The organism is Massilia sp. 01N410, assembly GCF_056399665.1.
On record NZ_JBFTRV010000001.1, the window covers coordinates 170,193 to 182,600 of the forward strand.

The following is a 12,408-nucleotide window of genomic DNA, read 5'->3' on the forward strand; positions in this document are numbered from 1 at the left end:
TATACGTAGCGGATTCGGTTTTGGATTCAAACAGTGGCGAGTGCAAATAGCCCTGCGCTACTTCACCATTTGCGCCATCCTGCGCTGCCGGGGGACATGGCGCGTTCGATTGCTGCCGCCAGCGCTTTCAGGCACAAAGGCTTTTGTACCCAGGCGTCGATCGATGTCGCCGGCGCCTGTGGCTGGCGCCCGCCCACCACGATCACTTTCAGATGCCCTTGCAGCTTCTTGAGCCGTGCCGCCACCGTGCCGCCGTCGGGGTCGCGCAAGCCCAGGCTGATGATCGCCAGGTCGACCCGGAGCGACTCGAGGACGCCGGCGGCGCAAGCGAGGTCCTCGAAGGCGACCGGCACATGCTTCAACCCGTCCAGCAGGTAGACCACGGCCTGACGCGTGAGCGGATCGTTTTCTACGAGAAGTGTGGAGAGCGGCATCGGTAAGGTAGGGGGAGATTGCTCCTGATTACCTTGGCGCGGCGGAAGAGGAAGTTGGTAAACTGTAACTATTGCTTACAACACATTAAATTTTCGTTATGCAAACTAGCGCAGCAGTGCCACCCCCTTGATCTGTACCCACAGTTCGCGTCCCGCGCCGATGCCCAGCTCGCGCCGCGAACGCTCGGTGATGCGCGCCAGCAGCGGCGTCTCGCCCATGCGCAGCTGCACCAGCACGTGGCCCGGCGTATCGGTGGCCGCGGTCGCCGTCACCACGGCGGGCAGCAGGTTGACGATGCTGGAGTCGAGCGGGCGCGACAGCGCCAGGCTGACGTCGCGCGCATGGATGCGGCAGCGCAGGCGGCTGCCGATCGCTTCATGGCGCCGGCCGACGCGCAGCACGCCGCCGGCGAAGGCCAGGCGCGACAGGGCATCGTCCTCGTGGCCTTCGAGGATGGTGTCGAGCACCACGCCGGCGTCGTCCACGAAGGCGGGCGGCAGGTCGGCGCGCGCCAGGGTCTCGGTCAGCGGGCCGCTGGCGACCACGCGGCCGGCGTCCAGCAGCACCAGATGGTCGGCCAGGCGCGCCACCTCGTCCGGCGCGTGGCTGACGTAGACGATCGGCACCGACAGCTCGTCGTGCAGGCGCTCCAGATAGGGCAGGATCTCCTGCTTGCGGCGCAGGTCGAGGGCGGCGAGCGGCTCGTCCATCAGCAGCAGGCGCGGGGAGGCCAGCAGGGCGCGCGCGATCGCCACCCGCTGGCGCTCTCCGCCGGACAGCCGGTCCGGCCGGCGCTCGAGCAGGTGGTCGATGCCGAGCAGGGCGGCCACCGCTTCCGGCTCGAAGCGGCGCGCGGCCGGCGGCACCCGCTTGCGGCCGAACTCCAGGTTGGAGCGCACGCTCAGGTGGGCGAACAGGCTGGCTTCCTGGAACACGACGCCGAGGGCGCGCTTGTGCACCGGGACGAAGATGCCGGCCGCCTCGTCCTGCCAGACCTCGCCGCCCACCGCCACATAGCCGCCCCGCGCGCGCTCCAGGCCGGCGATGGCGCGCAGGCAGGTGGTCTTGCCGGAGCCCGAGGGGCCGAACAGGGCCGTGATGCCCCGGCCCGGCAGGTGCAGGTCGACGTCCAGCGCGAAAGCGTCGCGCTGCAGGTTCAGGCGTACGCGAATTCCAGCATCTTCCGTCATCGGCGTCCCTTCAGCGATTGCGGATTGAAGGTGTACAGGGCCAGCAGCACCGCGAAGCTGAACACCAGCATGGCGGCCGACAGCCAATGCGCCTGCGCGTATTCGAGCGCTTCGACGTGGTCGTAGATCTGCACCGAGACCACGCGCGTGCGGTCGGGGATGTTCCCGCCGATCATGAGCACGACGCCGAACTCGCCCACCGTGTGCGCGAAGCCCAGCACCGCCGCGGTCAGGAAGCCGGGACGCGCCAGCGGCACCGCCACGCTCCAGAAGGCATCCCAGGGACTGGCGCGCAGGGTCGCCGCCACTTCCAGCGGGCGCTCGCCGATCGCCTCGAAGGCGTTCTGCAGCGGCTGCACGACGAAGGGCATCGAGTACAGCACCGAAGCCAGCACCAGGCCCGTGAAGGTGAAGGGCAGCAGCCCCAGGCCGAGGGCGCCGGTGAGCTTGCCGAGAAAGCCGTTCGGCCCCATCACGACCAGCAGGTAGAAGCCGATCACGGTGGGCGGCAGCACCAGCGGCAGCGCCACCACCGCCACCACCGCGTTCTTCAGGCGCGAGCGGGTGCGCGCCAGCCACCAGGCAACGGGCGTGCCGAGCACCAGCAACAGCAGGGTGACGACGGTGGCGAGCTTCAGGGTCAGCCAGATGGCGGCAAGGTCGGCGGCGTCCATCCAGGTTCAGATTTCGTAGCCGTAGGCGCGGATGATGCCCTTTGCCTTGTCGGATTTGAGGTAGTCGGTAAGGGCCCTGGCGGCCGGATTGGCGGCGCCCTTGAGCAGGATGACGGCGTCCTGACGGATCGGGCTGTGCATGGACTCGGGGACGATCCAGCCGGAGCCGGACGTGAACCTGCCGTCGCGCGACACCTGGGACAGGGCGACGAAGCCGAGTTCCGCATTGCCGGTGCTGACGAACTGGTGGGCCTGGGCGATGTTCTCGCCCTGGACGATCTTCGGCTGCAGGTGCTGGTAGAGCTTCAGCCTGATAAGGGTCTCGACCGCGGCGGCACCGTAGGGCGCGGCCTTCGGATTGGCGATAGCCAGGTGGGCGAAGTGCCCGTCCTGCAGCACCTTGCCCTGGCTGTCGACATAGCCTTCCCTGGCCGACCACAGCACCAGCTTGCCGGTGGCGTAGGTGAAGCGGGTGCCGGGCACGGCCTGCTTTGCGGCCTCGAGTCTGGCCGGGGTCTCGTCGTCGGCCGCCAGCAGGACTTCGAACGGCGCGCCGTTGGTGATCTGCGCATAGAACTTGCCGGTTGCGCCGAAGGCGAGCACGGCCTTGTGTCCGGTGTCCTGGGCGAAGGCGTCGGCGATCTTCTGCATGGGCGCGGTGAAATTCGCGGCGACCGCCACCTGCACCTCGCCGGCATGGGCGCCGGCGGTCGTCAATATCGTGGCCAGCAGGCCGGCAAGTCGTTTCATGGATGATGGCTCCGAAGCGTTATATTTGCGAGTATATAGCGTTATTTTCATCTTGGCATCTGTTATCGTGGCGGCTGGATCGGGAGAAGAGATGGACAAGGAATTTGCATTGCAGGGCATGGTGTGGATGACGGTGGGCGGCGAGAACTTCGGCGGCCCCGGCCGGGTCGACCTGCTGGCCAAGGTGGCCGAGACCGGGTCGATCAGCCAGGCCGCCAGGGCCATCAAGATGAGCTACAAGGCCGCCTGGGACGCCATCGATGCGATGAACAACCTGGCCGGCGAAGCCCTGGTCGAACGCCAGACCGGCGGCAAGGGCGGCGGCGGCACCCGCCTGACCGCGCGCGGCGGACAGCTGGTGAAGAACTTCCGCCGCCTCGAACAAGTGCATCGCGATTTTGTCGAACAACTCAACCGCCAGGCGGCCGGCGTGGCCGACGACCTGAACCTGATCAGCAGACTGAATATGAAGACCAGCGCACGCAACCAGTTCTTCGGCACCGTCACCGGCGTCAAGCCGGGCGCCGTCAACGACGAGATCGAACTCGACATCGCCGGCGGCCACAAGCTGGTCGCCATCGTCACCCGCGAAAGCACCGAGACCCTGGGCCTGCAGCCGGGCCGCCAGGCCTTTGCCCTCATCAAGTCGTCCTCGGTGATCCTGGTGACGCAAGCGGATGGCGCGCGCTTCTCGGCCCGCAACCGCCTGCAGGGGACGATCTCGCGCCTGACGCCGGGCGCGGTGAATACCGAGGTGGTGCTGGACCTGCCGGGTGGCGGCACGGTGGCGGCGGTGATCACCAACGAGAGCGCGGAGTCGCTGGCGTTGGCGGAAGGGGCGGCGGCGATGGCGATGTTCAAGGCCTCGAGCGTCATCGTCGGCGTGGCGGGATAGCTGCCGGGTTGGCTTCGCATCCCGGCCATATGCTAAAGTGATAACAAAGTCCCGGGTGTCCCATGAATTTGTTCGAACATTTGGCCCTACTGGCCGTATTGGTGCTTGCCGCCGGCTTCCTGTCCCTGACGGAGATCTCGCTGGCCGGCGCACGCAAAATCAAACTCAAGCTGCTGGCCGAGGCAGGCGACGAGCGCGCCCACAAGGTCATATCGCTGCAGGCGCAATCGGCCGATTTCTTCGCGGCCTCGCAGATCGGCCTGAATGCGATCGCGATCCTCGGCGGTATCCTCGGCGAAGGGGCCCTGCGGCCCTTCTTCTTCGACTGGCTGTCGGTGGTGTATGCGGGGCCGGGGCGCGAGAACGTGGCCTTCGCCCTGTCCTTCGTGTTCGTCACGACCCTGTTCGTGCTGTTCGCCGACCTGATGCCCAAGCGCCTGGCGATGATCGCGCCGGAGAGCACGGCGATGGCCGTGATCCGGCCGGTCCTGTTCATCATCCGCTTCTTCAAGCCCTTCTCGTGGGCGCTGAACAAGGTGGCGAACATGCTGTTCCGGGTCTTCGGCATCGACACCACGCGCGAAGACCGCATCACCTTCGACGAGATCTCGGCGGTGGTGGAAGCCGGCGCCCAGGCCGGCGTGCTGCAGAAGCAGGAGCAGCACTTCATCGAGAACGTCTTCGAACTGGAGTCGCGGGCGGTGACGTCCACCATGACGACCCGCGAGAACGTGGTGTTCTTCAACCTGAGCGAGCCGGAAGAGAGCATCCGCCAGAAGATCGCGACCCACGCGCTGTCCAAGTTCCCGGTCTGCGACGGCGTGATCGACCGCGTGATCGGCTATGTCGACACGCGCGACATCCTGGTAGGCCTGCTGCACAAGCGCTCCGGCTTCCAGCTGAACGAATCGACCATCCGCACGGTGCTGATGATTCCCGATACCCTGACCCTGTCCGAACTGCTGGACCGCTTCCGCGCCACCAAGGAGACCTTCGCGGTGGTGATCAACGAATACGCGCTGGTGGTCGGCGTGATCACCCTCAGCGACATCATGGTGACGGTGATGGGCAAGTGGGGCAGCCCGATGGAAGCCGACCAGCAAGCCCTGCAGCGCGAAGACGGCTCCTGGCTGATCGACGGCAGCACCCCGGTGGCGGACATGAAGCGCGTGCTCGAGCTCGAATCGCTGCCCGAGGAAGAGCACTACGAAACCGCGGCCGGCTTCATGATGTACATGCTGCGCAAGGTGCCCAAGCCCACCGACAGCGTGGAGTACCAGGGCATGCGCTTCGAAGTGCTGGACGTCGACCATTACCGCATCGACCAGCTGCTGGTGAAGCGGGTCGGGCGCGGGGAGGCTTCCCCGGCCTTTGCCGCCTCCAACAGCGATTGAGCTGAGCAGGCCTTTCAAGCCGCGGCGCGCAGCTCCCTGGCCGCGGCCACCATATTGCTCAGCGCCGGGATCACCTCGGCCCACTGGCGCGTCTTCAGGCCGCAATCCGGATTGACCCACAGCCGCTCGGCCGGAATGCGCTCGGCCGCCTTCTTCATCAGCTGCACGATGTGTTCGGTGGTCGGGATGTTGGGCGAGTGGATGTCGTAGACGCCGGGGCCGATCTCGTTCGGATAGCGGAAGTCGTCGAAGGCGTCCAGCAACTCCATGCTGGAGCGCGAGGTCTCGATGGTGATCACGTCCGCATCCATGCCGGCGATCGCGGCGATGATGTCGTTGAACTCCGAATAGCACATATGGGTATGGATCTGGGTACTGTCCCGCACGCCGTTGGCGGCGATGCGGAAGGACTCGATCGCCCAGTCGAGGTAGTCCTGCCATTGCGCGCGGCGCAGCGGCAGGCCTTCGCGCAGGGCCGCCTCGTCGATCTGGATCACACGCACGCCGGCCCGCTCCAGATCCAGCACTTCCGCGCGGATCGCCAGCGCCAGCTGCCGGCAGGACTCGGCGCGCGGCTGGTCGTCGCGCACGAAGGACCAGTTCAGGATGGTCACCGGGCCGGTCAGCATGCCCTTCATCGGCTTGTCCGTCAGCGACTGGGCGTAGGCGATCCAGTCGACCGTCATCGCCCGCGGACGCTTGATGTCGCCGAACAGGATGGGCGGCTTGACGCAGCGCGAGCCATAGGACTGGACCCAGCCGTACTGGCTGAAGGCATAGCCCTCGAGCTGCTCGCCGAAGTATTCGACCATGTCGTTGCGCTCGGCCTCGCCGTGCACCAGCACGTCCAGTCCGAGGGCTTCCTGTTCGCGCACGCTGCGTGCGATCTCGGCGCGCATCGCCGCCCGGTAGCCGGCGTCGTCCAGCAGGCCGGCCTTGTGATTGCTGCGCGCCTGGCGGATTTCAAGCGTCTGCGGGAAGGAGCCGATGGTGGTGGTCGGGTAGGCCGGCAGGCGGAGCAGGGCGGCTTGCAGCGCGGCCCGTTCGGCATAGGCGCTGTCGCGGCAGCCGAGGGCGGGATCGACCGCCTTGACCGCGGCCCGCACCACCGGGTCGTGCACGCGCGGCGAGGCGCGGCGCGCGGCCAGGGCGGCGGCGTTGTCCGCGAGCGCCTCCTTCACCGAGTCGCGGCCGCCGCGTAGGGCCTGGGCCAGCACCCGCAGTTCGTCCAGCTTCTGCAGGGCGAAGGCGAGCCAGGACTTGATCTCCGCATCGAGCTTCTGTTCGCTGCCCAGGTCCACCGGCACGTGCAGCAGCGAGCAGGAAGGCGCGATCCACAGGCGCTCGCCCAGGCCGGCCGCGATCGGCTCCAGCCAGTCCAGCACCGCGTTCAGGTCGGTCTTCCAGATATTCCGGCCGTCGATCACGCCCAGCGACAGCACCTTGTGGTTGGGCAGGAGATTCAGCAGCGGACGGACGTCCTCGCGGCCGCGGATGGCGTCGACGTGCAGCCCGGCCACCGGCAGGTTGGCGGCCAGATAGAGGTTTTCCTGCAGCTGGCCGAAGTAGGTCGCCAGCAGCAGCTTGACCGGGCAGGCCTTGAGGTGGTGGTAGGTGCTGTTGACGGCGTGCTGCCAGTCGGCGTCGAGCTCCGTCACCAGGATCGGTTCGTCCACCTGCACCCATGTCACGCCCTGTTCGGCGAGGACGCACAGCAGTTGCGCGTAGACGTTCAGCAGGGCGGGCAGCAGGGCCAGCTTGTCGGCGCCATCCTTCGCCTTGCCCAGCGCCAGGTAGCTGACCGGGCCGAGGATCACCGGCTTGGCTTTCACGCCCTGGGACCTGGCTTCGGCCAGCTGGGCGAGCAGGCGCGAGGCGTCGAGCCTGAATTCGGTCCCGGCCGAGAACTCCGGCACGATGTAGTGGTAGTTGGTGTCGAACCACTTGGTCATCTCGCCGGCCGCGACCCCACCGCAGCAGCCCGGATGCTCTTCGGCCGATTGCGCCGAGCGGCCGCGCGCCACGCGGAAGTAGTTGTCGAGCGCGTCGCCGTGGAAGCCCTGCACGCGCTCGGGCAGGTTGCCGAGGGTGAAGCTCATGTCGAGCACCTGGTCGTAGAAGGAGAAGTCGCCCACCGGCACGAGATCGAGGCCGGCCTGGTCCTGCCAGTGGCGTGCGCGCAGCCCGGCACCCAGCTGCTGGAGCGTCTCGCGCGAGGATTCGCCCTTCCAGTAAGCCTCCAGCGCGAATTTCAGTTCGCGTTTGACGCCGATGCGCGGGAATCCCAGGTTATGAATAGTGGTCATGCCAACTCCATGAATGATTTATTTGATTCATGTTATTGGCGCTTAGTCATGAAGTAAAATGGTCATTTTTCACGTATCCATCGATTTCATTCATATATGCTCGAGCGCGCCCATCTGGAAATCCTCCTCGAAGTGAAACGCCAGGGATCGGTCACGGCCGCCGCCGAGGTGCTGCACCTGACCCAGTCGGCGCTGAGCCACAGCATGCGCAAGCTGGAGCAGCATGCCGGCACCGAGATCTGGATCCGCGAAGGCCGCTCGCTGCGCCTGACCCAGGCCGGCGACTACCTGCTTGCGGTGGCCCAGCGCCTGCTGCCGCAGCTGGTGCTGGCGGAGCAGCAGCTGGCCCAGTTCGCGCAGGGGGAGCGCGGCACGCTGCGCATCGGCATGGAGTGCCATCCCTGCTACCAGTGGCTGCTGAAAGTGGTGTCGCCCTATCTGGAGGCGTGGCCGCTGGTCGACGTCGACGTCAAGCAGAAGTTCCAGTTCGGCGGCATCGCAGCCTTGCTGGGCTACGAGATCGACCTGGTCGTCACGCCCGATCCGGTGCTGCGTCCCGGCCTGCGCTTCGAGCCGGTGTTCGGCTACGAGCAGGTGCTGGTGGTACACGAACACCATCCCTGGGCCGGCCAGGAAGAGGTGAGGCCGGAGCAGCTGATCGAGGAAACCCTGATCACCTATCCGGTGCCGATCGACCGCCTCGACGTCTACACCATGTTCCTGCTGCCGGCCAACTGCAGGCCGCGCCGGCACAAGACCATCGAGACCACCGACATCATGCTGCAGATGGTGGCCAGCGGCCGCGGGGTGACGGCGCTGCCGAAATGGCTGGTGACGGATTACGCGCCGCAGCTGCGCCTGCATACCTTGCGGCTCGGGCCGACGGGGATCCAGAAGCACATCCACCTCGGCGCGCGCGAGGCGGACTGGGATACCGACTACCTGCACGCCTTCGTGGCGCTGGCGCGGCAGACCGGGCAGTAGCCGGCGGATTGCTCTATAATCGCCGGTTGCCCACCGCCGCTTGCCGGCCGAACGATCATGAGTCAAGAGATCAAGAACATCAAAGAAGCCGGCGCACTGGTGCTGCGCGCCTGGCGCCAGGCCTCGCCGTTTTTCCTCAGCATCGAGCTGCTGCTGATGCTGATGCTGTCCTTCGTCAGCGTCGCCGGCGTCTGGCTCGCCGTCATCGGCGACCTGCGCTGCCTGCTGGCCTTCGGTGCGGCGGGCGCCTACCTGACCGCGCGCCCGCTGCTGCACGTGAAGCGCGTGCTGGCCTGGCCCTTCATGCGCTGAGCGGCGCGTCCACCAGCAGTGCCGGATCGAGGGCGCGGATGCGCGGCTCGACGTAATAGCCGCCGGCTTCCACGTACTTCAGGCAGCATCGCCCGCACACGCTGCACTGGAACACGCCGCAGCGGTTGTAGGGATAGTGGCGCCAGGCGATCGGCGCCTCCGCCGACCAGTAGTTCGTCTTGTGCGGATGGTATTCGTCGTAGCTCGCTTCGGCGTAGGGATCCTCGACCAGCGTGCCAAGGGCGCGCACCTGCTGCTCCGGGAAGGCTGCCGGAATGCGCGTCCATTCGCGGAAGGAGTCGATGGCGCAAGTACAGTCCTGCGTGACGGCTGCCGATGCCGTCGCCAGCTGCGTCAGTTCCTCGAAACTTAATCGTTTATCTGTATTCATGGTGGTCCTGAAGTCGGGCCAGCCAGTATGCCATTGCGCGCCGCCGTCTGCCGGCGGCGGCCTTGGGCGCTCGACTCTTGAGCCATCGCACAGCGCGCGTCTGGCAGGGGCGTAGGATTCTCTTCGGCGAGGTAGCAAAGAGGTTATGCAGCGGCTTGCAACGCCGCCCAGACAGGTTCGATTCCTGTCCTCGCCTGAACCGATTCATGACAAAGCCCACTCGCAAGTGGGCTTTTTCTATTTCGTTGCAAACGTCGGCAAACGCAACAGCCAGCGTCATGTTGCCAGCCGCCGGGCGTCGCGAGACCTTGGCTGAACACTAGATTTCAGCCCGAATGTTGCTGGATTCCGGATCAATCACCACACCTGGTTTCGCGCCCCATCGTTTATTTAGGTACAAGCGCGCCGGGTGCTCGATCAGGTGGAAAGCTGCCCACCCGGCGGTCGAAGCCAGTATGAGGCCCAGAACTGGCGACATGCCATGGTGGCGGTAGAGTTGATAGAAGGGCTGCTGCCATAGATACAGCGAGAACGAACAGGTCCCGAGCCTGCGCAGCCATCCAAACTCGAAGATCGAACGATACCAGCCGGGGGCACCGGCCATGCCATTGATCGCCACGGCAAACGCAATGGGACCGGCAATCAGCCGTAGGCCTGGCGGGACTGACCACCAGTAGGCTGCGCCGCCGATCATCAGCGCTATTGGTGAAACCCAAGGGCGGCTCAAGCGCACGCCACCCTCGGTCATACTCAAGAAAATGAATCCAGCCGCAAAAATACCCAGCGACGCTACCTCGGTATGGGAATGGTAGCCGCTTACCTTCGCAGAAGGCACGAGTGTGTAGACCGCGATTGCAGCGATGATCACCGCCAGGATCAGGCCGATTGCGGACCTGCCACGACCTTCATGCGTACGGCACCACAATGCGGCGAGCGAAAGAATGACATATGAATGCTCTTCGACACTCAGCGACCAGATATGCCCAAGAGGCATTACCCATCGGTCGACCACAAAATAGTTATTCGTGAACGTAAGGGCGGACAAAAATTCCGTAGCCGAAACCGGTTGACCGGTAACGACCCATACGCCAAGGATGACTGCAAGATAAACGGCCACTGATGGGAAAACCCGTGCGACGCGCCGCCGATAAAATGTTCCGAAGCCTACTTCCTTGACGAACAGAACATTCGCCATCAACAAGCCTGAGAGGACGAAAAACAGGCCCACCCCGACGGTGCCCAGATTTATTCCTGGAATCGCGAAAAAATGTCCTATGAGCAAGCAACTGATTGCTGCGCCGCGCCAACCATCGAGATAAGGAATGTTTTTTTCCATTATTATGTCCGTTTACTCATGGTTATAATAATTGCAAATATTGATGGGCGAAAGTTGTTTTTTTGCGTCAAGATCTTGCCCGATTCTTCACGCTGCCAAACTTCGATCGCAAGTTTGCGTTAATTCGGGGCTTGTTCAGACACGAAATGCCGCATTACGGCGATGCGATCCAAGCTCATACCGTCACTGCCCGGCGACATGCCGACGTAGGATGCCAGCGCTTACTTTTGGATGGAGAACCGGAGTGGTGTCGTGCGCAGAGTTGAGGCGCTTGTAATAGCGGGCTTAGAACAAGTGCATCAATATGGACGGTAATAACTTGCTGGTTTGTAAGAATTTATCTTATGAATACCGTTTTTCCCGAAAGAAACAGCGCGTCAACCAAGTCTATTATTAAATTTTAGAAAGGAAAGGGCTGGATATTAACGCTTGTGGTAAAACGTGTTTTCGACACTTGTTAATTTTTAGATAAGTAACTTGGCCGCTGAAATTATCAAGCGGTAATCCAAAGTAAAACTGATAGTCGAGAATACGGACATGCCATGCGCCTACTAAACGTCGAGAAAACAAGTCAGCTGAATGATCGCACCCGGATAACCGGGCAAGTTCAATACGACGACGGCTTTATCGAAGACTATTGGTTTGAGCTGCCTGGTGCATATGAGCCAAGCACATCTGGCAATCCCTGGCTGTCGATTCTCCTGCCAATAGCGGCAACCCTTGGCGAAAGCCTGCATATTCCTTTTTCTGTCGACCCTGAGCTGATGCGCGGAGCCGAAAGTGTTTTGCGGCTATGGGCCTACTGGCGGAAGGACGTCCACGTAGTAGATATCGTCTCGGGACCGCCGGAGGTTCAGGCATTCGCAGATGAGCGCGGAGCTGCCTCCTTTTTCTCAGCCGGAGTCGACTCGACATTCACGGTTCTACGACGCCCCGATGTGAAGAACTGGATCACGGTTCAGGGTTTCGACATGCCTATTTCTAAGAATGATGAGTTTGAGAAGCATTGCGCACGGCTTCGAAAGATGGCCGGGCACTACGGGGCAAGCTTTATCCCGGTGAGGACCAACATCCGGGAAACGCGATGGCGCAAGGCCCATTGGGAAGCTATTTCACACGGTCCGGCACTCGCGGCAGTGGCTCTCATGTTCGAAAACCATTTTCATGAGACCCTGATACCGGCTTCCTATGACTACGGTAGTCTGGACCCATGGGGATCCCACCCCTTGTCGGACCCGCTTTTTTCGACCGTTCACACTAAAATTGTCCACGAGGGAACAGCCTATACCCGAACGGAGAAGATCGAATACCTGACCAAGGACCTGAATGCCCTCCGTGAACTCCATGTTTGCTATCGCGGCGCGGACTCGAAAGGGCAAGACCATAGAAATTGTTGCCGATGCGAGAAGTGCTATCGCACGATGATTGCGCTCGAACTGTTCGGCAAACTAGACGAAGCATCGTTGTTTGAGAGAGGGAAGTTCGAGATCAATCGAATTGCAAAGATCTATATTGGCCACAGGTTGGACGAGAAATTTTTTGAAAACCTCTACCAAACCTCGGTGGCGAAGGGCAGGAATGACATCGCCGAGCAGATTGCGATCGCAATCCGCCGTTCGAAGTACATAAAACGACTCGGTGCCGCGAGCAGGCTGCCTTTGCTATGGCGGCCGGCGCAAGCCTTCACCAAACACCTGTTGCGCGACTCCCCGCGATAATGGGCGCGGCCATACGCTCCAGC

General features: G+C 63.4%; 12 protein-coding genes and 1 tRNA gene. 6 read left to right on the top strand and 7 right to left on the bottom strand.

Annotated elements, in window-relative coordinates; all coding sequences use genetic code 11:
- Positions 1-62 precede the first annotated feature (62 nt).
- The 4 genes from AC1DOP_RS00775 to modA all read right to left on the bottom strand — a co-directional run bounded on the left by AC1DOP_RS00775 (position 63) and on the right by modA (position 3,049).
- The gene (locus AC1DOP_RS00775; RefSeq protein WP_441934002.1) at positions 63-434 is read right to left on the bottom strand and encodes a response regulator; all 372 of its coding nucleotides are present in this window, start codon (positions 432-434) and stop codon (positions 63-65) included.
- A 105-nt stretch (positions 435-539) separates the two neighbouring features.
- A complete protein-coding gene (gene modC, locus AC1DOP_RS00780) occupies positions 540-1,625 on the bottom strand; it encodes a molybdenum ABC transporter ATP-binding protein (RefSeq protein ID WP_477249155.1) in 1,086 nt (361 codons plus the stop codon).
- Entirely contained in the window at positions 1,622-2,299 is a 678-nt protein-coding gene (gene modB / locus AC1DOP_RS00785) for a molybdate ABC transporter permease subunit (RefSeq protein ID WP_477249156.1), read from the bottom strand. Before modB ends, modC begins: the two co-directional genes overlap by 4 nt.
- A 6-nt stretch (positions 2,300-2,305) precedes the next feature.
- On the bottom strand, positions 2,306-3,049 hold the full coding sequence (gene modA, locus AC1DOP_RS00790; RefSeq protein WP_477249158.1) for a molybdate ABC transporter substrate-binding protein: 744 nt from the start codon (positions 3,047-3,049) through the stop codon (positions 2,306-2,308).
- Positions 3,050-3,140: 91 nt separating this feature from the next.
- On the opposite strand from modA, the gene AC1DOP_RS00795 reads away from it, so the two are divergent.
- Positions 3,141-3,944, top strand: a complete 804-nt coding sequence (locus tag AC1DOP_RS00795) for a TOBE domain-containing protein (protein WP_477249160.1) — start codon at positions 3,141-3,143, stop codon at positions 3,942-3,944.
- A 62-nt stretch (positions 3,945-4,006) separates the two neighbouring features.
- Positions 4,007-5,338, top strand: coding sequence for a polyamine export protein PaeA (gene paeA, locus AC1DOP_RS00800; RefSeq protein WP_477249162.1), 1,332 nt, complete (start codon positions 4,007-4,009; stop codon positions 5,336-5,338).
- Positions 5,339-5,352: 14 nt separating this feature from the next.
- On the opposite strand, the gene metE is transcribed toward paeA, so the two are convergent.
- Positions 5,353-7,644, bottom strand: coding sequence for a 5-methyltetrahydropteroyltriglutamate--homocysteine S-methyltransferase (gene metE, locus AC1DOP_RS00805; RefSeq protein WP_477249164.1), 2,292 nt, complete (start codon positions 7,642-7,644; stop codon positions 5,353-5,355).
- Between the two features lie 96 nt (positions 7,645-7,740).
- Here metE and AC1DOP_RS00810 point away from each other — a divergent pair, with 96 nt between their 5' ends.
- Entirely contained in the window at positions 7,741-8,628 is an 888-nt protein-coding gene (locus tag AC1DOP_RS00810; protein WP_477249166.1) for a LysR family transcriptional regulator, read from the top strand.
- 57 nt (positions 8,629-8,685) lie between these two features.
- Positions 8,686-8,940: a hypothetical protein gene (locus AC1DOP_RS00815; protein ID WP_477249168.1), complete on the top strand. Its 255-nt coding sequence runs from the start codon at positions 8,686-8,688 to the stop codon at positions 8,938-8,940.
- Here AC1DOP_RS00815 and AC1DOP_RS00820 read toward each other — a convergent pair.
- On the bottom strand, positions 8,930-9,331 hold the full coding sequence (locus AC1DOP_RS00820; protein ID WP_441934019.1) for a hypothetical protein: 402 nt from the start codon (positions 9,329-9,331) through the stop codon (positions 8,930-8,932). The two genes, AC1DOP_RS00815 and AC1DOP_RS00820, sit on opposite strands and share 11 nt — an antisense overlap.
- Positions 9,332-9,456: 125 nt before the next feature.
- On the opposite strand from AC1DOP_RS00820, the gene AC1DOP_RS00825 reads away from it, so the two are divergent.
- A tRNA-Cys gene (locus AC1DOP_RS00825) sits at positions 9,457-9,527 on the top strand.
- Between the two features lie 123 nt (positions 9,528-9,650).
- Here AC1DOP_RS00825 and AC1DOP_RS00830 read toward each other — a convergent pair.
- Complete coding sequence (locus tag AC1DOP_RS00830) at positions 9,651-10,667, bottom strand: acyltransferase family protein (RefSeq protein WP_477249170.1); 1,017 nt, start codon at positions 10,665-10,667, stop codon at positions 9,651-9,653.
- Positions 10,668-11,209: 542 nt separating this feature from the next.
- Here AC1DOP_RS00830 and AC1DOP_RS00835 point away from each other — a divergent pair.
- Positions 11,210-12,385 (top strand): hypothetical protein, encoded by a 1,176-nt coding sequence (locus tag AC1DOP_RS00835; RefSeq protein ID WP_477249172.1) that lies wholly within the window; start codon positions 11,210-11,212, stop codon positions 12,383-12,385.
- Positions 12,386-12,408: the final 23 nt, after the last annotated feature.